Origin of the sequence: Macrococcus lamae, assembly GCF_004359545.1 — a bacterium.
In the GTDB taxonomy this organism is placed as follows: domain Bacteria; phylum Bacillota; class Bacilli; order Staphylococcales; family Staphylococcaceae; genus Macrococcus; species Macrococcus lamae.
In genome coordinates this window covers 1-22,296 of the sequence record NZ_SCWB01000006.1, presented here as the reverse complement: position 1 = coordinate 22,296, position 22,296 = coordinate 1, and the positions used below count along the sequence as shown (strand labels likewise).

Annotated in this window: 23 protein-coding genes and 1 pseudogene; 17 read left to right on the top strand and 7 right to left on the bottom strand. The window is 40.8% G+C overall.

The annotated features are described in order from the left end of the window. Positions 1 to 2: 2 nt before the first annotated feature. Complete coding sequence (locus ERX29_RS04450; RefSeq protein WP_133443496.1) at positions 3 to 1,175, top strand: CamS family sex pheromone protein; 1,173 nt, start codon at positions 3 to 5, stop codon at positions 1,173 to 1,175. A 39-nt stretch (positions 1,176 to 1,214) separates the two neighbouring features. Here ERX29_RS04450 and putP read toward each other — a convergent pair whose 3' ends face one another. Continuing rightward, the gene (putP, locus tag ERX29_RS04445) at positions 1,215 to 2,750 is read right to left on the bottom strand and encodes a sodium/proline symporter PutP (protein ID WP_133443495.1); all 1,536 of its coding nucleotides are present in this window, start codon (positions 2,748 to 2,750) and stop codon (positions 1,215 to 1,217) included. A gap of 154 nt (positions 2,751 to 2,904) precedes the next feature. Here putP and gatC point away from each other — a divergent pair, with 154 nt between their 5' ends. From gatC to gatB, 3 genes are read left to right on the top strand one after another with little or no spacing between them, the layout of a single operon-like run. Beyond that, complete coding sequence (gatC, locus tag ERX29_RS04440) at positions 2,905 to 3,201, top strand: Asp-tRNA(Asn)/Glu-tRNA(Gln) amidotransferase subunit GatC (RefSeq protein WP_133443494.1); 297 nt, start codon at positions 2,905 to 2,907, stop codon at positions 3,199 to 3,201. A gap of 1 nt (position 3,202) precedes the next feature. After that, positions 3,203 to 4,648, top strand: a complete 1,446-nt coding sequence (gene gatA, locus ERX29_RS04435; RefSeq protein ID WP_133443493.1) for an Asp-tRNA(Asn)/Glu-tRNA(Gln) amidotransferase subunit GatA — start codon at positions 3,203 to 3,205, stop codon at positions 4,646 to 4,648. Between the two features lie 12 nt (positions 4,649 to 4,660). After that, positions 4,661 to 6,088 carry an Asp-tRNA(Asn)/Glu-tRNA(Gln) amidotransferase subunit GatB gene (gatB, locus tag ERX29_RS04430; protein ID WP_133443492.1) on the top strand — a complete coding sequence of 476 codons (1,428 nt, stop codon included), beginning with the start codon at positions 4,661 to 4,663 and terminating at the stop codon, positions 6,086 to 6,088. 134 nt (positions 6,089 to 6,222) lie between these two features. Here gatB and ERX29_RS04425 read toward each other — a convergent pair whose 3' ends face one another. Beyond that, on the bottom strand, positions 6,223 to 6,450 hold the full coding sequence (locus ERX29_RS04425) for a hypothetical protein (RefSeq protein ID WP_133443491.1): 228 nt from the start codon (positions 6,448 to 6,450) through the stop codon (positions 6,223 to 6,225). Positions 6,451 to 6,628: 178 nt separating this feature from the next. Between ERX29_RS04425 and ERX29_RS04420 the strand changes: the two genes are divergently transcribed. Then, on the top strand, positions 6,629 to 7,432 hold the full coding sequence (locus ERX29_RS04420; RefSeq protein WP_133443490.1) for a tyrosine-protein phosphatase: 804 nt from the start codon (positions 6,629 to 6,631) through the stop codon (positions 7,430 to 7,432). Positions 7,433 to 7,479: 47 nt separating this feature from the next. Here ERX29_RS04420 and ERX29_RS04415 read toward each other — a convergent pair whose 3' ends face one another. After that, the gene (locus ERX29_RS04415) at positions 7,480 to 8,265 is read right to left on the bottom strand and encodes a substrate-binding domain-containing protein (RefSeq protein WP_133443489.1); all 786 of its coding nucleotides are present in this window, start codon (positions 8,263 to 8,265) and stop codon (positions 7,480 to 7,482) included. A 262-nt stretch (positions 8,266 to 8,527) separates the two neighbouring features. Between ERX29_RS04415 and ERX29_RS04410 the strand changes: the two genes are divergently transcribed. From ERX29_RS04410 to ERX29_RS04395, 4 genes are read left to right on the top strand one after another with little or no spacing between them, the layout of a single operon-like run. Continuing rightward, entirely contained in the window at positions 8,528 to 9,055 is a 528-nt protein-coding gene (locus ERX29_RS04410) for a GrpB family protein (protein WP_133443488.1), read from the top strand. A gap of 57 nt (positions 9,056 to 9,112) precedes the next feature. Beyond that, entirely contained in the window at positions 9,113 to 10,588 is a 1,476-nt protein-coding gene (locus ERX29_RS04405) for a helicase HerA-like domain-containing protein (protein ID WP_341777605.1), read from the top strand. A 5-nt stretch (positions 10,589 to 10,593) separates the two neighbouring features. Further along, positions 10,594 to 10,788 (top strand): hypothetical protein, encoded by a 195-nt coding sequence (locus tag ERX29_RS04400; RefSeq protein WP_133443486.1) that lies wholly within the window; start codon positions 10,594 to 10,596, stop codon positions 10,786 to 10,788. Then, on the top strand, positions 10,785 to 11,762 hold the full coding sequence (locus ERX29_RS04395; protein WP_133443485.1) for a diacylglycerol kinase: 978 nt from the start codon (positions 10,785 to 10,787) through the stop codon (positions 11,760 to 11,762). The genes ERX29_RS04400 and ERX29_RS04395 overlap by 4 nt, the downstream gene beginning before the upstream one ends. Before the next feature lie 95 nt (positions 11,763 to 11,857). Here ERX29_RS04395 and ERX29_RS04390 read toward each other — a convergent pair whose 3' ends face one another. Further along, positions 11,858 to 12,676, bottom strand: a complete 819-nt coding sequence (locus ERX29_RS04390; protein ID WP_133443484.1) for a glucose 1-dehydrogenase — start codon at positions 12,674 to 12,676, stop codon at positions 11,858 to 11,860. Positions 12,677 to 12,786: 110 nt separating this feature from the next. Here ERX29_RS04390 and ERX29_RS04385 point away from each other — a divergent pair, with 110 nt between their 5' ends. From ERX29_RS04385 to ERX29_RS04370, 4 genes are read left to right on the top strand one after another with little or no spacing between them, the layout of a single operon-like run. Beyond that, positions 12,787 to 14,556, top strand: a complete 1,770-nt coding sequence (locus tag ERX29_RS04385; protein WP_133443483.1) for a 5'-nucleotidase C-terminal domain-containing protein — start codon at positions 12,787 to 12,789, stop codon at positions 14,554 to 14,556. After that, positions 14,556 to 15,902 carry a 23S rRNA (uracil(1939)-C(5))-methyltransferase RlmD gene (gene rlmD, locus ERX29_RS04380; protein WP_133443482.1) on the top strand — a complete coding sequence of 449 codons (1,347 nt, stop codon included), beginning with the start codon at positions 14,556 to 14,558 and terminating at the stop codon, positions 15,900 to 15,902. Before ERX29_RS04385 ends, rlmD begins: the two co-directional genes overlap by 1 nt. 4 nt (positions 15,903 to 15,906) lie before the next feature. Then, positions 15,907 to 16,974, top strand: a complete 1,068-nt coding sequence (dinB, locus tag ERX29_RS04375; protein WP_133443481.1) for a DNA polymerase IV — start codon at positions 15,907 to 15,909, stop codon at positions 16,972 to 16,974. A gap of 17 nt (positions 16,975 to 16,991) precedes the next feature. Then, on the top strand, positions 16,992 to 17,192 hold the full coding sequence (locus ERX29_RS04370; protein WP_133443480.1) for a hypothetical protein: 201 nt from the start codon (positions 16,992 to 16,994) through the stop codon (positions 17,190 to 17,192). Here ERX29_RS04370 and ERX29_RS11070 read toward each other — a convergent pair whose 3' ends face one another. Beyond that, on the bottom strand, positions 17,193 to 17,459 hold the full coding sequence (locus tag ERX29_RS11070) for a BRCT domain-containing protein (RefSeq protein WP_279433909.1): 267 nt from the start codon (positions 17,457 to 17,459) through the stop codon (positions 17,193 to 17,195). It lies immediately after the preceding gene. A gap of 111 nt (positions 17,460 to 17,570) precedes the next feature. Next, positions 17,571 to 18,086 (bottom strand): annotated as a pseudogene (locus tag ERX29_RS11065) (3'-5' exonuclease); the annotation flags it as partial. Positions 18,087 to 18,217: 131 nt separating this feature from the next. Between ERX29_RS11065 and murT the strand changes: the two are divergent. Both murT and gatD read left to right on the top strand, forming a co-directional pair. Beyond that, positions 18,218 to 19,528 carry a lipid II isoglutaminyl synthase subunit MurT gene (gene murT / locus ERX29_RS04360; RefSeq protein WP_133443479.1) on the top strand — a complete coding sequence of 437 codons (1,311 nt, stop codon included), beginning with the start codon at positions 18,218 to 18,220 and terminating at the stop codon, positions 19,526 to 19,528. Next, on the top strand, positions 19,528 to 20,250 hold the full coding sequence (gene gatD, locus ERX29_RS04355; RefSeq protein WP_133443478.1) for a lipid II isoglutaminyl synthase subunit GatD: 723 nt from the start codon (positions 19,528 to 19,530) through the stop codon (positions 20,248 to 20,250). The genes murT and gatD overlap by 1 nt, the downstream gene beginning before the upstream one ends. Before the next feature lie 226 nt (positions 20,251 to 20,476). On the opposite strand, the gene ERX29_RS04350 is transcribed toward gatD, so the two are convergent. Next, positions 20,477 to 21,034, bottom strand: coding sequence for a YdcF family protein (locus tag ERX29_RS04350; protein WP_207999159.1), 558 nt, complete (start codon positions 21,032 to 21,034; stop codon positions 20,477 to 20,479). A gap of 241 nt (positions 21,035 to 21,275) precedes the next feature. Here ERX29_RS04350 and ERX29_RS04345 point away from each other — a divergent pair, with 241 nt between their 5' ends. Both ERX29_RS04345 and ERX29_RS04340 read left to right on the top strand, forming a co-directional pair. Next, positions 21,276 to 21,602: a PadR family transcriptional regulator gene (locus tag ERX29_RS04345; protein ID WP_133443477.1), complete on the top strand. Its 327-nt coding sequence runs from the start codon at positions 21,276 to 21,278 to the stop codon at positions 21,600 to 21,602. After that, positions 21,595 to 22,149: an HAAS signaling domain-containing protein gene (locus ERX29_RS04340; RefSeq protein ID WP_133443476.1), complete on the top strand. Its 555-nt coding sequence runs from the start codon at positions 21,595 to 21,597 to the stop codon at positions 22,147 to 22,149. Before ERX29_RS04345 ends, ERX29_RS04340 begins: the two co-directional genes overlap by 8 nt. The last annotated feature ends 147 nt before the right edge of the window (positions 22,150 to 22,296 follow it).

Sequence of the window (22,296 nt, the reverse complement as noted above, 5' to 3'; positions counted from 1 at the left end):
TTATGAAGAAAGTATCAATTGTCCTGCTGTCAGCACTACTGCTCACAGCTTGCGGTTCCAATGATAATACAGCGTCACAACAGAAAACAGATGAAAAGCAGATTGCCACAGATGTGCAGATATCTGGAGACTACTACCGTACGCTGCTTCCTTTCAAAGAAAGTCAGGCGCGCGGTCTCACCAGTTCAAACATGGCTAATGCTTATAACGGTGAAGCATTTGAATCAGGACTGCTTAGAATCAGCAGAAAAGTATTTTCACCGGATGACTATTTATTCAGAGACGGTCAGCTATTGACTAAAAATGCGGTGGAAAGCTATCTTGAGCCGCAATTCACAAAGCAGGAAATTGACGCAATGGATGAAGATACGCGTATTGAAAGAAACGCCTACGCTAACTTCGGACTGAATCCTTCTCATAAAGGAGAAACGAATCCAGAGAAAATTGCCGATAATTCTCCTGCCTACTTATCTCATATTCTGGAGCAGGATTATTATACGGAAAGAGACGCGAAGAAAGAGAAAATCTCCGGTATGACCATCGGACTTGCGATGAACAGCGTCTACTACTACCAAAAAGAACAGTACGGAGAGACATACAGCAAAAATCTGGATCCTAAAACGAGTGAGAAAAAAGGTAAGGAAATGGCTGAGGAGATCTTATCAAGACTGAGAGTAAAAACAGAGCTGAAAGATATACCGATTACTTTTGCGATTTTCTTGCAGAGCTCAGAAGAAAGTATTGTTCCTGGTGAATTTGTGTCCTATACGGTCAGTGATAAAGGCAGTAAATCGATTGACAAGTGGAAGAAAATCAACGAGGAATATGCATTGCTGCCGTCAAGTGATGCAGAAAAACTGAACAAGAAATTAAATAGTGATTTCAAACAGTTCAATGATTCGCTGCAGAGCTTCTTCCCGAACTTCACACAGGCAATCGGTACAGGCTACTTTGTCGATGACAAAATGCAGGAAGTCACAATTAATGTACCACTCGATTACAATGGTAAAGCAGAAGTCATCGGTGTCACTCAGTATATCAGTGACCTATCCATGAAATACTTCAGTAGCGTACCCAGCCTTGAAATTTCGATTGTCGACAATAATAAACCACTCGCATTGATTACTAAAAAGAAGAAAGATAAAGAGCCCGTGATTCATATTTATCAGCAATAAAAAATGAGCTGCAGACGAAATCGTCTACAGCTCATTTTTTTAGCTTTTTACAATACGTTCCATTTCATCGAATTCATCGAGAACGCGCTGTTCTGGTTTTTTAGTCATCATGCTCACTATAATAGTAGCGAGTAGACTAATAAGGAAACCAGGAATGATTTCATACCAGTTGAAAATATCTGCGTGATCTTTCGGTGACTTCATCACAATCCAGAAGATGACTGTTAAGGCACCGAGAATCATTCCCGTAATAGCCCCTTCTTTTGTCAGACCTTTCCAGAATAATGATAACAGGACTAACGGGCCAAATGCAGCACCGAATCCAGCCCATGCATTACCGACCAGGTTCAGAATCGTATCGTTCGGTGTCCAGGCGATTGCTCCTGCAATAAGTGCAACGAGCAGTACTGATAGACGACCGACTAACACGAATTCTTTCTCGCGGGACTTATCCTGAAGATTCGTCTTACGGAATAACATATAGAAGTCCTGTGTTAATGAACTTGATGTCACGAGCAGCTGTGAAGAAATTGTACTCATAATAGCTGCGAGTATGGCTGCCAGGAAGAAGCCGGCGATTAACGGGTGAAACAGAATCTGGCTCATGACAACGAAGATCGTTTCAGGGTTATCCAGTTTCTGTCCTGTTTCATGGACAAATGCGATACCGATTAATCCTGTCATACATGCACCGAGTAAAGAGATCGCCATCCATGAAATACCGATGCGACGAGCAGCTGGTAATAGTTTATGTGATCTAATAGACATAAATCTGACGATAATATGCGGTTGACCGAAATAACCGAGTCCCCAGGCGAGTAGTGATATGATGCCGACTGTCGTCGTACCTTTGAACCAGTCGAGGTTTGTCGGTTTTAAGTCAACGACTGTATCGAATGTATCAAGACCGTTTAATTTAAGCAGTGCGACGATAGGAACGATGACAAGCGCAATCAACATGATGACCCCTTGGAAGAAGTCTGTCAGGGATACAGCAAGATAACCACCGAATAACGTATACAGAATGACAATGCCTGCTGTTAGAATAAGACCCCAGTGATAGTTAAGACCAAATGCGCTTTCGAACAATACGCCCCCTGAAACCATACCGGCTTGTGTATAAAGCGTAAAGAAAATAACAATGATCAATCCTGACACGATTTTTAAAATTCTTGTGTGATCGCTGACTCGCTTTTCAAAGAAATCAGGAATCGTAATGGCATTATCTGCAAGTTCTGTATAAACGCGAAGACGCGGCGCTACTAAAATATAGTTCAGCCATGCCCCGATTGTAAGTCCGATCGCAATCCATGTCGCTGAAAGGCCTGTCGAGTATACGGAACCCGGTAATCCCATCAGCATCCAGCCACTCATGTCGGCAGCACCGGCTGATAGTGCAGTGACAAGTGGTCCTAGACTTCTGCCGCCAAGCATATATTCATCAAGTGTACTGGTTGACTGCTTGTAAGCATAGTAACCGATGCCAAGTAAAATAAGAAAGTAAAAGGCAATCATGACATATGTCATCCAGGTCGCTTCGATCTTGATGTTTTGAAAGGTTGAAGCAAGTATCATAAAAGATCCTCCTTAATATTTTAAATCATAATATTTATTTGTTTATTATATACTGCGTTAAAGCGTTTTCATATAACTATTTTCAGTTTCTTTAGATTTTTATTTCGAAGTTTGATAAAATTTATAGATGTTATATACGTTTAGGAGGATTAACATGACGACGATTTCAAATGAACAAGTTAAACACGTAGCACACCTTGCGCGTCTTGCGATCAACGAAGAAGAAGCGGAAAAGTTCAGCACACAGTTAGAAGCCATTCTTAATTTTGCGGATCAGTTGGAAGAAGTAGATACAACAGGCGTTGAGCCGACTTTCCATGTGCTAGACCTGCAAAATGTATTACGTGACGATGTGGCACATAACAGCCTGACACAAGAAGAAGTACTGAAGAATGCACCTGTCAAAGAAGACGGTCAGTTCCGCGTGCCTTCAATTTTAGGAGGAGAATAATATGTCGTTAAGATACGAATCGATTGAATCATTATCACAGATGATTCATAACAAAGAAATCAAACCGTCAGAGCTCATTGCTGATACATTTAAAAATATTGAACAAGATGATGATAAGATACAGTCATTCCTGACACTTGATAAAGAACAGGCACTGACTAAAGCGGCGGAGCTTGATCACCAGACACCATCCGGCCGGCTGTTTGGTATTCCTATGGGTATTAAAGATAATATTGTCACTAAAAATGTTGAGACCACTTGTGCCAGTAAAATTCTGACTGGTTTTAATCCTGTATACGATGCAACTGTCATGCAGAAGTTGAATGCTGAAAACGGTATTCTTGTCGGTAAACTAAACATGGATGAATTCGCAATGGGCGGCTCTACAGAAAATTCGTTCTATAAAAAGACTGTCAATCCGTTTGATCATAGTGCGGTACCTGGCGGGTCTTCAGGCGGCAGCGCAGCAGCAGTTGCAGCAAGTCTTGTGCCGTTCGCGCTCGGTTCAGATACAGGTGGTTCTATTCGTCAGCCGGCTTCATACTGCGGTGTTGTCGGCATGAAACCGACATACGGACGTGTTTCACGGTACGGCCTCGTTGCATTTGCTTCGTCACTTGATCAGATTGGACCGATTACTCGTAACGTTAAAGACAATGCGACAGTGCTTGAAATTATTTCAGGTGTTGATCCAATGGACTCTACGAGTGCACCGGTAAATAATACTGATTTCACATCAGGCCTTGAACAAGAGTTGACAGGTCTACGCGTTGCTGTACCTAAAGAATATTTAGGAGAAGGTGTACAGCCTGAGGTGAGAGCAAGTGTAGAAGCAGCAATTAAAGAATTAAGTGCCATGGGTGCAGTCGTTGAAGAAGTATCGCTTCCTAATTCTCAATACGGCGTAGCAACGTATTATATTATTGCCTCATCAGAAGCTTCAGCTAACTTAGCACGATTTGATGGTATCCGTTACGGCTATCAGGTTGAAGGCGCAGCTAACTTAGAAGAATTATATAAAAAAACACGTCAGGAAGGATTCGGTGATGAAGTTAAACGCCGGATTATGCTTGGAACGTATTCATTAAGTTCAGGTTTCTATGACGCCTATTATAAAAAAGCACAGAAAGTGAGAACGTTAATTAAACAGGATTTTGAAAAAGTATTCAGTGACTATGATGTCATTGTCGGACCTGTAGCACCGACCACTGCATTCAATATCGGTGAAAAAATTGATGACCCACTGACGATGTATGCGAATGATATCTTGACCATTCCAGTGAATTTAGCTGGCCTGCCTTCCATCTCTGTACCATGCGGCGAGCATAACGGTCGACCAATCGGGCTTCAAATCATCGGTAAACCATTCGATGAGCAGAAGATTTACAATGTTGCTTATCAATACGAACAAAAATTTAACTTACACGACCGTTATCAAACGTTATAAGGAGACGATGATATGCATTTCGAAACAGTAATCGGACTAGAAGTCCACGTTGAATTAAAAACTGAATCTAAGATGTTCTCCGGTTCTCCTGCGCATTTCGGTGCAGAACCGAATACAAACGTCAGCGTCATTGACCTCGGATACCCAGGAGTGCTGCCAGTCGTCAACAAAACGGCTGTAGACTGGGCAATGCGTGCTGCGATGGCACTGAACATGGATATTAGAACTGAGACAAAGTTTGACCGTAAGAACTATTTCTATCCAGATAACCCGAAAGCTTATCAAATCTCGCAATTTGATGAGCCGATCGGTGAAAATGGTTATATTGATATCGAAGTGAACGGTGAAACAAAGCGCATCGGTATTACGCGTCTTCACATGGAAGAAGATGCAGGTAAGCTCTCGCATAAAGACGGTTATTCTTTAGTTGATTTAAACAGACAAGGTACGCCTCTTGTTGAGATTGTATCTGAACCCGATATTCGTACGCCTGAAGAAGCTTATGCTTATCTTGAAAAACTTAAATCCATTATCCAGTACACTGGTGTATCCGACTGTAAGATGGAAGAAGGCTCATTACGATGTGACGCAAATATCTCATTACGTCCTGTCGGTCGCGAGGAATTTGGTACGAAAGCAGAACTTAAAAACTTGAACTCATTTAACTATGTAAAGCGCGGTCTTGAGCACGAAGAAAAACGCCAGGCAGAAGTGCTGTTAGCAGGCGGAGAAATTCTGCAGGAGACGCGTCGCTTTGACGAGTCGACGGGTAAAACGATTTTGATGCGTGTTAAAGAAGGCTCAGATGATTACCGTTATTTCCCAGAGCCGGACTTAGTACCATTGTTTATTGACGAGGCATGGAAAGAACGCGTACGTGCATCAATCCCTGAACTGCCGGACGTACGTAAAGCAAAATACGTCAGTGAATTTGGTTTACCGGCTTATGACGCACATGTCCTGACGCTGACTAAAGAAATGTCTGACTTCTTTGAAGAGACGATTAAACTTGATGCGGATGCTAAACTGACATCTAACTGGCTGATGGGCGGCGTTAATGAATACTTGAACAAACAGCAGAAAGATTTGAGTGAAACAGCTTTGACGCCTGAAAACCTGGCCGAGATGATCAAGCTGCTTAGTGATGGTACGATTTCTAGTAAGATTGCGAAGAAAGTCTTCCAGGAAACTGTTGAATCAGGTAAAGCCCCAAAAGTGATTATGGAAGAGCAGGGATTAGTGCAGATTTCTGACCCGGCACAGTTAACGAAACTTGTTAATGATGCACTTGACCAGAATCCACAGTCGATTGAAGACTTTAAAAACGGTAAAGGCAAAGCAATGGGCTTCTTAGTGGGACAAATTATGAAGCTGTCGAAAGGGCAGGCGAATCCTCAGATGGTTAACGGGATACTTAAGCAGGAGCTTGAAAAACGCTGATATGTTACCTTACTAATCAATAAATGCAATCTATATAAATAAAAACCTTCGATTTTAAAGCATGCCTGATACTTTAAGCATGTACAATAAAATCGAAGATTTTTTATAATATGATAAGGAATTAATATAAAATTTTAAAGAGAGATTTGTTCCTTCTGCTCAATCAGCTGATTTAATCGATGTGGCTGAAAGATGTTATATGATAAATCTGTTTCTGCAAATATAAAATCCCGGTCATCTGCCCACTGAGAATAATAATATTTTTTTAAATGATGGAATAGTTCTTCTCGGGATTCAGTTAAATATCTTTTGTATAAGCATTCCATTCGACTGACCCGGAAGATTACTTCAGTTGATGTCACGAGTAGTCCTCCTTTGAAGTTCGTTTGACGTCCCTATCATTAAATGTAATTGTATATGATAAGATTAAATATGGCAACCATGAAAGAAAGAATATTCAGATAATTAATTTCCTTTATATTCTGTTTCACACGATGTATATTGATAGTAAAAGTAATCACAAGTAAAGGAGGAGACTCAATGATAGATATACATAATCATATTTTATTCGGTATAGACGATGGTGCTCAAAATGCTGAAGAGACACTAGCCATGGCAAGAGCTGCTGTAGCAGAAGGCATTACAAATATCATTGCAACGCCTCATCATAGGATTGGTGTTTACGAAAATTACGGTCCTAAAATTATTGAACTGACTGCACAAGTAAATGAATTGATTCAATCACATCACATTCCATTAACAGTCCATCCCAGCCAGGAAATAAGGATATACGGTGACTTGATTGATGATCTGAAAAATGGGAAAGCGCTACCGTTAATGAAAGATGCACCGTATGTATTGATTGAATTCCCGTCTCATGAAGTTCCTATATATACAGAACAGCTATTTACTAAGATGGCACTTGAAGGCTACGTTCCAGTTATTGCGCATCCTGAACGTAATAGTGAACTGCAGAAAAATCCAAATAAACTGGCGGCACTGATTGAACTTGGTGCATTATGTCAAGTGACTTCTGGTGTAGTTGTTGGTCGTTTAGGTGATTATTCTCAGTCTATCGCTGAAATGATGATGAAGCACAAGATGATTCATTTTATTGCGAGTGATGCTCATAATGTCTCAGGTAGAAATTTCTTTATGAAAGAATGTTTTGAATTTATAGAAGATCACTACGGAAGTGAACAGGCAGATTATTATAAAGAAAATGCTCTCAAAATATATGCGGGAGAAGATATTCGTTATATCAGTCCTGTTGAAGTACAGAAAGAAGAAAGAGTAGAGAAGCAGAAAGCAAAGAAAAAGAAAAAATTTCTTGGTCTGTTTTGATTGGAATTTAATACCCCGGATGCCTGATTAGGCGTCCGGGGTTAATTTTATTCTTCGTTAAATAGATAATCTGTAATAGATGTGACCCAGCGATTAACACCGCGGTCTGTCAATAACCCATCATCAACATTATAGTAATCAGCGATCGCTTTATTGTTCGGCCATTTACTTGACTGGTTAATGTATTTGAAATTATTGTCTTTGTTACTGAAATATTCTTCTTCAGCACGTTGATATTCGTTGAAATCAGAATCATTATACTCAGGTCTTGTTCCGATGATGACAACAGGGATATTATTTTGATTTTCAGCATTATTGTAAATGCTTTCTAACGTGTTGATGTGATCATTGATAGGAATTTCCTCGTAGAAATCATTCAATGTCAAAGCATCCATTAAAATAATATCAGGGTTAGTCTTATAAATGTTCTCAGTGTCAAAGGATGTTGACACTCCCGGGACTTCGACATCGGTGACTTTGATGTAGGCATCAGAAACATAATTCAATTCGTCTTTGACGTTTGTATTTTCTTCAGATGTCTGGTAAGGGGTTGAAACTAGCGTTATATTCATTTTCTTACCGTCTTTAGTCTTGTCGTCATAGATTCCCTGCAGTTCTTTGTTCTTGAACAAATTTTTATTAGGCTTTGCAGAACTGTCTTCTTTCTTTTCTTTCTTCGTATTACTTGAGCTGCTTGAGTCTTCGTCTACTGACTGAGTAATAGCGTTATCCTGTGCAGCTGAGTCAGTCACTTTTGATTCCCAGTAAGTGTAACCTAATGCAATAAGTACGATAGCAATTACAGCATAAAGCCAGAAAAGTAAATTTTTCATTACTACTTTTTCCTCCAGACATCTGTATCAATGACTTAATTTTAACAAACATTAAAAAAAATTTATAGCAGAATATTAATTATTATAAATATATTACAATAATGGATTTAATGTTTAACTAATTTTCTACGAGGTATTAATAGTTATTGTCTTAATCTGTAATTAATATTAATTAAATTATACGCATTCTTAATAGAAAATTTACAAATATTGTGTTAGAATAGCAGGAAAATAGAGACATACCAAAAAGTGGAGGATATTTATGATTGATTATACCCCGTGGAATGTCACCGATTACCAGAAGATATTTATTGATGAATCAAAGCAGCTGATTGAAATTTTTAGAAACGAAATTGTGGAAATTCACCATTTTGGCAGCACAGCGGTTAAAGGCCTGCCAGGAAATCAATCTTTGGATATATTGCCGGTCGTAAAAAATATTGAGAAAATCGAGCAGTATGTCGAGGCGATGATGTCAGTCGGATATCATATGACGACATTTTCAGTATATGCGGATGAACGCTGTAAAGTATTTATAAGAGAAATCAATGGTCTGACGCGAGTCATACTGATGGTTGAAAGGACAGACTTTGACGCTATAGACAGAAGACTTGCAGTCAGAGATTATTTAAGAATGCATCCGGAAATTCGCAAATCATACGCTGACTTAAAGCAAAAGCTTGCTTTTCAGTTTACAGGTGATTATCAAGGATACAAAAATGCTAAAGATGAATTTGTTTCTTTCCTGGAACAGGATGCTGTCAACTGGTATAAAACGACTAAACGATAAAACCCGCATGCGGGTCTTTTTTTTTATAAAATTGCATAATTAAATAAATTCGGTACAATGATGGTAAAGATAAAATGTGAAAGAGTGATGCATGTGACATCGGTACTGAATATAGCAAAGAATACAAACGACATAGCGTTAAATTTAAAGATGGCAAATCGACACGGTCTGATAGCGGGAGCGACAGGGACAGGTAAGACGATTACGCTGAAAGTAATGGCAGAACAGTTTTCAAAAGCTGGAGTACCAGTCTTCCTTGCTGATGTCAAAGGTGATCTGGCGAGTCTTGCAGAACCTATGACTGTCAACGACAAGATTCAGGAGCGACTGGACAATCTTCAGATCAGCGATTACAATCCTCAGACTTTTCCGGTCAGATTATGGGATGTTTTCGGAAAGAATGCTACACCTGTCAGAGCTACTATTACTGAGATGGGACCTTTATTATTATCAAGACTGTTACTGCTGAACGATACACAGGCCGGATTGATGAACATGGCGTTTAAGATCAGTGATGATAGAGGTCTTGTACTTCTTGATCTTAAAGACCTCCAGGCATTACTGCGAGATATGGCTGACAATAACAATGAATATATTAGTCAGTATGGTAATATTTCCAAGCAATCTATCGGTGCCATTCAAAGAAAGCTGCTGGAACTTGAGAGTCAAGGTGGAGATCAGTTTTTTGGTGAGCCTGCTTTGAAGCTTGAAGATTTTATGGCGCAAGTGGATAACAAAGGAGTTATCAATGTATTAAAGGCTGACGAACTTTATATGCAGTCCTTGCTCTATACGACCTTCCTGTTATGGCTGTTGACGGAATTGTTCGAAGTACTACCGGAAGTAGGAGATGCTGAACAGCCGAAGCTTGTCTTTTTCTTTGACGAAGCTCACCTGCTGTTTAAGGATGCGAATAAATCGTTTGTCACTCAAGTAGAACAAGTCGTGCGTCTCATTCGTTCAAAAGGTGTGGGCGTCTACTTTATCACTCAGAATCCAACCGATTTACCTGATGAAGTGCTCAGCCAGCTAGGCAACCGTGTTCAGCATGCTCTGCGGGCATTTACGCCGCGTGATCAGAAAGCGGTCAGAAGTGCTGCAGAAACATTCAGGCAGAATCCGGACATTGATGTAGCGACAGTAATAGGCGAGCTTAAGACAGGTGAAGCTCTAGTTTCATTCTTGAACGAAGAAGGACAGCCGTCAATTGTTGAACGTGCGTTTGTCAGACCGCCGGAAAGTAAAATTGGTGTCATCGATCCTGCAGTCGCTGCTTCTCTGCTTGATGCTAACCCAATGCATGCAGCGTATAACAAAGTACTGGACCGGGAAAGTGCCTATGAACTGCTGCAGAAAAAGTTCAGTGACTCAGCTGAAGCGGTAGAGCAAAAAAATGCTGTTAAAGAAAAAGAGAAACCAAAAAAAGCTAAGCCTTCTGAATTTCAGAAAGTCGCTACTTCTGTCTTATCGAGTGTCGGTAGACAAATCGGCCGGGAAATCGTCAGAAATATATTTGGCGGCCGCAGAAGATGAATAAAATGACTATATTTTATTTCACATTGATTATTGCTAATTTAGTGTTGATAACGATTTTATTAATACAGCCGCTTGAAGGCTGGTCGCACAAGCTTCTTCAAGTGCTGATTGTCATCATCACATTTACTTTGTTTAGAACATATGTGAAAGAACGACAATTCATCGGTAAAAACAAAAAAGATGGTGAAAGATCATGAGAAGAAAAGCAAGAATCATATATAATCCAACATCCGGACGAGAATTATTTAAAAAGGCTCTTCCCGATGTATTGATTAAGTTAGAACAGGCAGGATTTGAAACGAGTGCGCATGCGACAACTGCTATCGGTGATGCGACAACAGCTGCAAGAGCTGCGCTGAAAGAAAACTTTGATCTGATTATTGCAGCTGGTGGGGACGGAACATTGAACGAAGTCATCAACGGTGTCGCTGAACAAGAGAAAAGACCTGATATTGGTATTATTCCGATGGGGACTGTTAATGACTTCGGACGTGCGCTCGTTATTCCGAAAGATATTATGGAAGCGGTCGATATTATCATTGACGGGGAAACAGTACCAGTAGATATCGGAAAGATGAATAATCGTTATTTCATCAATATTGCAGGTGGCGGTAAAATTACCGAAATCTCCTATGAGGCACCGAGCAAACTGAAGACGATGATTGGTCCGCTTGCTTACTACGTCAAAGGGCTTGAAATGCTTCCTGAGATCAAAGCATCAGATGTTCGCATTGAATATGACGGAGAAGTGTTCACAGGAGAAGTCATGCTGTTTTTAATTGGACTCACTAACTCAGTTGGAGGGTTTGAGAAACTAGCGCCGGAAGCGTCAATCAATGACGGCTATTTCACCGTCCTGTTCCTCGAGAAAGTTAATATTGCTGAATTCGGTCATATTTTTACGCTGGCGACAAGAGGTGAGCATCTGAAACATCCGAAAGTCCATTATGTGAAGGCAAAAGATGTGAAAGTATCGTCATTTGAAAAAGTTCAACTGAACGTTGATGGCGAGTTCGGTGGGATTTTACCTGCGCACTTTATTAACCTTGAGCGGCATATCAATGTATTCAGTCCACTAGAAAGACTGGAGAAGGAAAACAACATCCAGAAGAAAAAAGAGATTGATGGGCAGTATCAGAAAGAAATACTTGATAGCAGCCTGGAAGATTGATCATGCGAATATAGCACGTAAAACTGTCCAGCCGGCGATTTTCCGCCGGCTGGACAGTTTTTAATTATTAAATAATAGTATCTATGTCATAAATATTAGATTTCATCCGTAAATTCTGCAGCGAGTTCGTCGTATTCCCAGTTTCGGTGAGACGGATATAGAGACAAGCCGCCGTCTGAGACGATCGTCTGACCGGTAATGTATTTCGATTCCCTGCTGGCAAGAAATGCAGCGATATTCGCCATTTCTTCCGGCTCTGCCACATAACCCATCGGCACAAAGTCTTCCGCACCTTTTTTCTTTTCTTCTGTCTCAAAGTTTTCAGCATTGATCGGTGTATCTACTGAACCCGGAGCGATATTGTTGATGCGGATCTGTACGCGTGCATATTCCATTGCAAGACTTTGCGTTAATAGCTTCACGCCGCCTTTACTGGCACAGTACTGTGCGTAATGCGGCCATGGGATGATTTCATGAACGCTTGAAATATTGATGATATTTCCTTTGTATTTCTGTTTCATGAACTGTTTAAGCGCTTCTCGGCAGCCGATAAATGTTCCACGGAGGTTGACGTTCATCACTTGATCGAACTGTTCAGTTGTCATTTCGTGACTGACGATATCTTTCTGGATGCCGGCGTTATTGACCATGACATGTAGCGCACCAAATGTATCAATAGTTGTTTTAAACATCGCCAGAAATTCTTCTTCTTTAGTTGTATCAGCCTTGATAGCGATGGCTTCGCCGCCTTGTGCTTTGATTTTATTAACGATTTTTTCTGCTTCCTCAGCATCAGAGTGGTAATTCACTGCAACTTTCATTCCTTCTTTAGCAAACCGTTCGACAATGGCTTTGCCGATACCGGAAGATCCGCCTGTGACAAGTGCTACTTTATCTTTTAAATCATTATACATACATACACTCCTTTTAATCGTCTTGCTTCCCTATACCCATATCACCTGTATGTAATCTATGTGACAATGAATTCATGTTGGAATAAAATAGAATAGAAAGGTGGAGACCGATGAAAGATTATCAATTAATGATTTTAGGAACGACAGATGTTCATGCACATATCAGTCTGTATGACTATTTTTTGGAAACAGCGCAGGAAACGAATGGTCTTATTCTCGCTGGCAGTAAAATCAGAGAAATCCAAGAGAAGAACGCGGAAGAAAATATTGCAACAGTCGTGCTCGATAACGGAGATATTCTGCAAGGCAGTCTGATTGCTGATTATGCCGCAGATAAACGGCCGGAAATGCATCCGATGATACAAATGATGAATGCAATCGGCTACGATGCGATGACCCTTGGTAACCATGAGTTCAACTATGGATTAGATTATTTACGAACGACGATGTCAAAGGCCAATTTTCCTGTCGTGAACTGCAATGTCAAAACAATGGACGGTAATTATTTGTTCCAGCCGTATACCATTATCGAGAAGACATTTGACGACGGCGCAACAGTCAAGGTCGGTGTCACAGGAGTTGTACCAGAACAAATCATGATGTGGGACGATAAATGGCTGCGCGATAACGTGCAAGTTGAAGATATGTATACAGCAGCTAAAGCGTGTGCAGCAGAACTAAGATCACTATGTGATGTCGTCATCTGTCTATGTCATACAGGCTTTGATCCGTCGGCTTCTAATGAGCCGGGTCTTGAAAATCAAGTTCATCTGCTCGCTTCTATTTCTGACATAGATGCGATAATCTTTGGTCATACGCACCAGCTGTTTCCGTCTGAAGATGTGACAGCAGACTACGGCCGTATCCATCATACTTATGCAGTGCAGCCGGCTTCGTTTGCGAGCCATCTCGGTAAGATTGAACTGAACTTGAAACGCACAGCAGCGGGATTTGAAATTAAGTCAGGTCACTCTGAAGTCATAGAACTTAAAGACAAAACGACGATTGATGACACACTTGTTGAACTGAACGAGGAAACCCATCAGGCTATATTCAGCTATATCAATAAGAAAATCGGTGAAACACCGCGTTTTATCGACAGCTTCTTCAGCCAGCTTGCACCGAGCATGGCTGTCGAGCTTGTCGCAAGAAGTGGTAAGCATGCGTACATTAAGAAGTACGGGGAGACTAAGCAGCTGATATCTACATCTGCACCGCTGAAGGCAGGACGCGACGGTGCGAATGACTACGTCATGGTGCCACGAGGCGACGTGACCATTAAAGATGCCATCAGTATTTACCGGTTCCCAAATAAACTGACAGCCGTGGAAGTGAACGGCCGCATACTGAAAGAATGGCTCGAGTGGAGTGCCTCTGCGTTCAACTGCTATGATGATGAGTACCTTCTGAAAGACAATCAGTCCATTGCTCCCGGATTCCCGAGCTACAACATGGACATCTTCTATGAGCTTGATTACTTAATTGACCTGAATGAAGAGGCAAGATATAACCACGCAGGTATTCAAGTGAGTGACAGCGAACGGATTAAGGAGCTCTCATTTGAAGGAAGGACAGTCGATGACAATGATGTATTCACTGTCTTAACAAATGATTACCGTGTGAACTTCACGCCTTTTCTGAAAGATTTTCCGGCAGTAGTAGAAGATACTGATGTCAGAGAAACTGTGATAGACTATATCAAAGAAGAAGGCACTGATTTCAGTCCCATCTGGCCGTTCAGATTCACTGAGGAAGGTGTGTATCGCATGAAGACAAGTGCACATGCACAACATGTCATCAATCACTATCCCGCAAAAATCATCAGTGAACTCGCAGATAATTTTATAGCGGTAGAAGTAAATACGAAAGAGAGAATTTAATGAACAAAAACGATATATTGACAGGGCAAGTCATTGATTACACGCATGAAGGTAATGGTGTTATTAAGTTTGACGGATATCCTGTATTTGTACCGAATACAGCCAAAGGTGAAACAGTTACTATTAAAGTCATCAAGAAAAGTAAGGGATTTGGTATCGGTAAACTCATATCCATCGATGAAGAGAGCGGAGACAGAGTGATTCCTCCGTGCGTCTACTATTACCAGTGCGGAGGATGCAATATTCAGCATTTATCCTACGAAGCACAGCTTAATATGAAAGAAGAACAAGTCAGAAATCTTGTGCGCAAGATGACAAAGCTTGATATTCCTGTCCGTCCGATCATCGGGATGGAAAACCCATGGCGCTATCGTAATAAGAGTCAGCTGCCGGTGAAGCAGGCAGAAGAGGTTGTGACAGGATTCTATAAGCCGCGTTCTCACGACATTGTGCCGATTGAAGAATGCATCATTCAGAAGGAAAGTCACGATGTTATCATGAATGAACTGCGCCGCCTGTTAAATGAACTGAACGTCAGTATCTATGACGAACAGCGGCATACCGGCAATTTAAGACACATCATTATCAGAAGCGGTACGAGAATCGAAGAAACAATGGTCGTCTTAGTCACTAAAAATAATCGTCTTGAACAGGCAGATGAAATAGCAGCACGCCTGATGGAGAAGTTTCCGGAAGTTGTCAGTGTCAGACAGAACGTCAACAAGGAACGGACGAATGTAATTATGGGCAGACAATCAAAGACGATCAGAGGAAAAGATACGATTCAGGATGAATTGACACACCTTAAATTCGAAATTTCGGATATGAGCTTTTACCAGGTCAATCATGAACAGACGGAAAAGTTGTATCAGCAGGCACTTGATTATGCTGAATTGAACGGCCGTCAGAATGTCATTGATTCATACTGCGGTGTAGGGACAATTGGATTATTTATGGCATCGCATGCTGAGCGGGTTTATGGTGTCGAAATAGTAGAAAAAGCAATCGAGGATGCTAAAAACAATGCTGCATTGAATCAGCTCAGCAATACACATTTCGAAGCAGGCAGAGCAGAAGATGTCATTATCAATTGGAAGACACAAGGTGTGATGCCTCACGTTGTAATGATCGATCCACCAAGAAAAGGTTGCGACCCGGTCTTTATAGAGACGCTTAAAGAATTGAAACCTGACCGTATTGTCTATGTCTCATGTAATCCGTCAACGTTGATGCGTGATGTTCAAAGTCTGTCAGAGCTGTATGAGATAGAAGAAATCACTCCAGTCGACATGTTCCCGCAGACGACCCATGTCGAAGCAGTCTGTAAGATGACATTAAAGGGATGATGCTATGGAAAGAAGAATACTCCATATTGATATGGATGCCTTCTATGCGCAGATTGAACAACGTGATAATCCAAGACTGAAAGGCAAGCCTGTCATTGTAGGAGGAAAATCAAGTTCAAGAGGCGTAGTCGCGACAGCAAGCTACGAGGCAAGAAAATTCGGTGTCCACTCAGCGATGCCAGTAAACCGGGCTCATCAGCTCTGTCCCGATGGCTATTACGTCAGGCCACGTTTTGATGTGTACCGCGCGGAATCAGAGAAGATTATGGCGATCTTCAGAAGTTACACGGAACATGTCCAACCTGTAGCATTTGACGAAGCGTATTTGGATATCACACATCTCGTCAGACGCGATATGCCGGCCTCACAAATAGCTGCATTCATTAAACGTGATATTCTGGAAGCGACGTGTCTTACGTGTTCAGCCGGCGTCTCCTACAATAAATTTCTTGCTAAGCTGTCTTCAGGCATGAACAAGCCGGACGGGCTGACAGTTATTCATCACGGAAATGTTCATGACCTGCTGATGAGTCTCCCGATCGGTGCATTTCCCGGTGTCGGGCAGGTGACAGAGGAGAAGATGAAGCAGGACGGTATCCATAATGGACAGGATCTGTTTAAGCTATCTGAGAACGAATTAATCAAGAAGTTCGGAAAGCGGGGACCAAGACTTTATCAATACGCCAGAGGAATTGACCATTCTGTCGTCAAATCAGAACGTATTAGAAAGTCTATCGGTAAGGAAACCACCTTTGAAGTCGATAAAAATGATGATGAAGAAATACTTGCTATCATTAGACAGCTGTCTCAGCAAGTTAGTGACAAATTGAGCAGATATGATTTGTCAGGAGACGTCATCACTGTGAAGATGAAGGAATTTGATTTCCGTGCGACTTCGAAACAGTTGAAGCTGCCGTACCGAATCTCAGACGCTACAGATATTTACAATGTATGTTATGATTTGTATACGTCTCTCAAAAATCCCGACCGTCCGATACGTTTAGTCGGGGTCTCAGTCGGGAATCTAGAAGAACGTCAGTTCATGAATATGACCATTTATGATTTTATTTGAGGAAACGAGTGATTATTATGAAATTCAAGTTTTCTATTATAGGAATTACAGCAGTACTGATAGCAATGTTCGTCATGAATACTATTGAAAATGGATTTGAGCCATTGAAACTGATCGCTATTATTTTAATAGCAGCATTTCTGTTTTGGGTGGACCACAAGCTGGAACGCCCTATTTCCAGAGCAAGCATTAAAGATAATATGCGAAATAGGAAGTAATTACTGATAAAATGTAATCAGCTGCTGCAGCTTATCATCGCTTAATAGTAATATCTCATGACCCGAGGCAATCTTGTTTTTGATGATTGTCTCTTTTTTTGATGGTTTGCCAGATTTCTGTTTGCCGAAGATGAACACATCAACCGGTTCATTAATATCAGGCTCGAAAGTGCCGCCGTGATCGACGATATATTGTACGATATCTTTACGTTTCATGTGAAGCGTGCCGGTGATGGCAATTGATTTGCCATGAAACGGGTGCGTCATATCGAACTCGCTGACAGATGATTTGACACTCGCGAGATCCTTGTTGTAGCGGTCAAGCTGTGCACGTTTAGATGATTTATTTTTCATGGAAGATAAATAGTAGCGGTTTTTCTTCAAATACTCATCAAGCGATGGATAAGATTTCAGCAGTCTGACTGTGATCATCGCGCTCGCCTTGGCATCATTCAATGCATGGTGATGTCCATGAAAATCAAGGTTGTAGTAGGCCATCATATTTTTCAGACTGTAGCTATGATTTTTGACAGTTTTACGAGCCATATTGCATGAGCAGAAATATCTTAAAGTTGGCATCTCAAGACCGTAACGTTCTATTGAGGCATGCAGCACATTCATGTCGAACCGTGCAAAGTGAGCCACAACTGGCAGCTCGCCGATGAAGTCGAGCATATGCTGATAGACTTCAGGGAAAAGTGGGGCTTCTTCAACATCTTCTGCTTTAATCCCGTGAACAGAGATATTTCCCTTCGAGAAATAGGTTTCCGGGTTCACTAACGTATAGAATGTCTCTGTCATCAAATTGTCCTTCACTTTAACCATTCCGACACTGCAGACGCTTGCCGGTTTCCCGTTTGCTGTTTCAAAATCCAGCGCTATAAATTCATTCATTAACGTTCCCCCTTATTTCTCTCTATTTTACAGAAAAATAAAGATATGTGCCTTAAATGAGATTTAAGAGAAAATAAAGGCATAGTTATCGTCTCAAATGTTATAATAAATTGTTAATCAAGGAGGTTGCCATGAGAACTTTTTCAGCGAAATTAATAGCAAAAGCAGCGAGACGCGCGAGTATTGCTGCAGGGAAACGAGGCACAGACCTGCCAGGACAGCTTGCCCGTAAAATAGACCCGCAGATTTTAAGGAAGTTAGCATCTTCGGTCGATGCCGTCGTCTTTATCTCCGGAACAAATGGTAAGACAACAACGTCAAATTTAATCGGTCATACGTTAAAGACAAATCATATTAAGATTGTTCATAATACAGAAGGTGCCAATATGGCAGCGGGGATTACATCAAGTTTCATTGCACAGACGAAGAAAGATACGAAGCTTGCCATCATAGAAATCGACGAAGGTTCGATTCCGCGTGTCCTAAATGAAATGACGCCGACTATGATGGTGTTTACGAACTTCTTCCGCGACCAGATGGACCGCTTCGGTGAGATCGATATATTAGTCGACGGTATTGCTGAACATATTAAAGATAAGGGCATCAAACTTATATTAAATGCTGATGATCCATTTGTATCACGGCTAAAAATCGCAAGTGATGATGTCGTTTACTATGGTATGAAAGCAGGCATTCATCAGTTCGAAGAAAGTACGATGATCGAAAGCAAATACTGTCCGAACTGCGGTAGACTACTGGAATACAGTGCCATCCATTATAACCAGATCGGTCATTACACATGCGAATGCGGCTTCAGCCGTGCAGAACCGACCTACGAAATAGAAGCACTAGCTGAGAACCCGTATTTAGTACCGGTCATCAACGGCGAATCATTCAATATGAAGCTCGCGGGGGACTTCAATGTATTCAACATTATTGCAGCATACAGTGTACTGAAAGAACTAGAATTGACTGATGAAGCGATAAGAATGGGATTTGAAAGTTATGCTTCTGATAACGGTCGCATGCAGTATTTCACGAACGGAGAGAAAGAAGCAATCATCAATCTTGCCAAAAACCCGGCCGGGCTGAATGCGAGTCTCTCTGTCGGTGAGAAAATCGATGGTGAGAAGAGTTACTTGATCAGCTTGAACGATAATGGCGCAGACGGGCGTGATATTTCGTGGATCTGGGATGCAGATTTTGAGAAGCTCGAACGTCAGACCATCAGCACCATATACTGTGCGGGTAACCGCGCAGAAGAACTGGCAGTCAGACTGAAATATGCAGAAATCGGAGTGCCTGTTGAAGTCATCCGAGACATCACGACAGCGACGAAAGCCGCTCTTAATCATCCATCATATACCGTATGCATACCAAACTATACATCGCTTGAACCGATGCATCGTACACTGACAAACTTCTTTAAGGAGGACAACTGATGTCTTCGATTAATATTTATCACTTTATGCCGGACAAATTAAACTTATACGGCGATATCGGGAATATCATCGCTCTGACAAAACGTGCGAAATGGCGCGGCATCGATGTCAAAGTCACCGACGTCAAAGAGACAACGGGACTATCACTCAGTGAAGCGGATATACTCTTTATCGGCGGCGGCAGCGACCGTGAACAGGCCATTGCGACACAGGAGCTGTTCAGAATAAAAGACGATTTCAAAGCAGCCATTGAAGACGGTGTGCCTGCGCTTACGATCTGCGGTGGCTATCAGTTTTTAGGCGAAAAATATGTGACACCGGACGGCCAGTCACTACCAGGACTGAATATCCTGGACTTCTACACGGAGTCAAAGAAAGACCGACTGACAGGCAACATTGTCATTGAATCAGAGACATTCGGCCAGATCGTCGGCTTTGAGAACCACGGCGGTAGAACATATCATCCATACGGCACACTCGGTAACGTCATCTCAGGCTACGGCAACAATGATACCGACAAAAAAGAAGGTCTGCATTATAAGAATCTGCTCGGAACTTATCTGCACGGACCAATTCTGCCGAAAAACCATGAAATCACAGACTACCTTCTGAAAGCCGCCTGTGAACGTAAAAACATCGAGTTTGGATCAATGGACGGCGATAATATCGTAGAAGAAAATGCGAAGAAAGTCATTATAGACCGGTTGCTTGCGGAGAAGTAGAGTGATAAACGTTTTTAAAGTGATTAACAACAATAAACTGATATTAAATCATCTTAACAAAAAATGAGACCTCATTTGATATGAGGACTCATTTTTTTATTTATCGTCTTATAGTGAATGACTTCGTATGAAAATCTTTTTGAGATTAAAGGCTTCAGTTTAATTTTGTAATATCTCCTTTATCCCCATAATGAAGAATTCTTAAGTATTCTCCCCAGACTCTTGATCAGCCGATTTCTGAATCCATCCAGTTATCTCTTGAAACAGTGACATCTTTATAAACAGTATCAAATGTGTAAGGGATATAAGAAATGTGATCTGGTAAATGTTTAGTAAGCGTGCGCCATTGTCTTCCAGTGGCATGGCTCTTACAGATGAACATCAGTGTATTGATAGAACTGAAATCAAAGACGTCTTTTGCGAAAATAACATTTTCTAATGTGTTAGTTGATTTGTTCTCATAAACGATAGAACTCTCCGGTATGCCTGCTTCTAATAAATGATGAATAATCACTTCAGCTTCCGTCATATCAGCATAATTCCAATCTTTATGTACTTCTCCTGTAATGCTTCTTCCCCCGGTAACGATGATTTTACTGGAATATCCTTTATCAAAAGCTTCAATTGTTTTTTCCCAATGACCTGGATGAGTCCCGGAAAATAAGAATATGGCATCACACGTCTGAGGTGCTGTTTTCAGACCGAAAACAGTAGATGTTAAAAATTCAATTTCTTCATGAGATAGATCAGGGCAGTCAGGACTTTTTGGAATAATAGGTTTCATAAAGGGCTCCTTAATTAGTAGTAATTACTTCTAAATCTGCTTCTTTAAAAGTAGCGAAGTTTGAACATATAGATTTTTTCAAGATTTGAAAAAGATGTATAACTAGAATACCTTATTTTTTATAATAAAAATAGTTTATCTATATTGTTATATTCACTAGTGTATGTTACGATATAGTTGTAAAAAGTAATATATTTTTTGTATAACTATATCGGTATGTATACTAGTCAGGAGTAAATCAATGAATATTCAGCTGAAAAAAGGTGTACTGGAACTAGTGGTGCTACACGAAATTGCTGTAAGGGATCAATATGGCTATGAGCTGTCACAGAATATTTCAGGCGTGTTATCCATTGCGGATGGTACATTATATCCCATGTTGAGAAGGCTCGTGAACGAGGGTCATCTGGATACTTATATAGGTCAAAACTCGGGAGGGCCGGCCAGAAAATATTATTCTATCACTGGCAGCGGTAAAGAACATTTAATATATTTAGAAGATGAATGGTCAGAACTTAAACAATCTGTTGAGAAACTATTAAATAAAGGAGGAAATCGCTATGTCTAGAAAAGACTATTTGGATCAGCTGTACCGTAACTTAAAAGGTTTGCCTGAAAAAGAAAGAGAATCTATTATGTTCGATTATGAATCACATTTTGAAGAGGGATTAATGGATGGTCATAGCGAGCAGCAGATTGCGGATCAGCTTGGACATCCTGATAGAGTAGCGAGAGAGCTTAAAGCCGACTATTCAGTAGTAAGAGCAGAACAACATCCAACGACATCCAATGCAATGCAGGCAGTTATGGCCACAATAGGACTGAGCGTACTGAATATATTCTTTGTATCGATCCCGCTAATGATTTATATTTCACTGGTCATCAGCGCAGCATTTGCAGCACTCATGTTTATTCTATCACCGCTATTTCTGTTATTAGATTTTCTGTTCAATGGTGTCGCAGCAGTCAGCTGGTTTGAAGGATTCATGGTTATTGCGTCAGTAGGTGCCGGCATATTGTTAAGTATCGGACTGTTCTACGTCATTAAAGCCGTAAACAAATTACTGGTTAATTATGCAAGATGGAATATTAGAACCGTTAAAGGAGGCGAATAATATGAATAAGTTATTATGGATCACTAGTGTTGCATAAATAAAGACTGAAATTTCTGATATTTACTTTTCTTCGAAAATTTAAAATTTGAAAACACCTAAACAGAGGTAGTAATCATCCATTTTTTTACTTATATGATTTCGTGAATT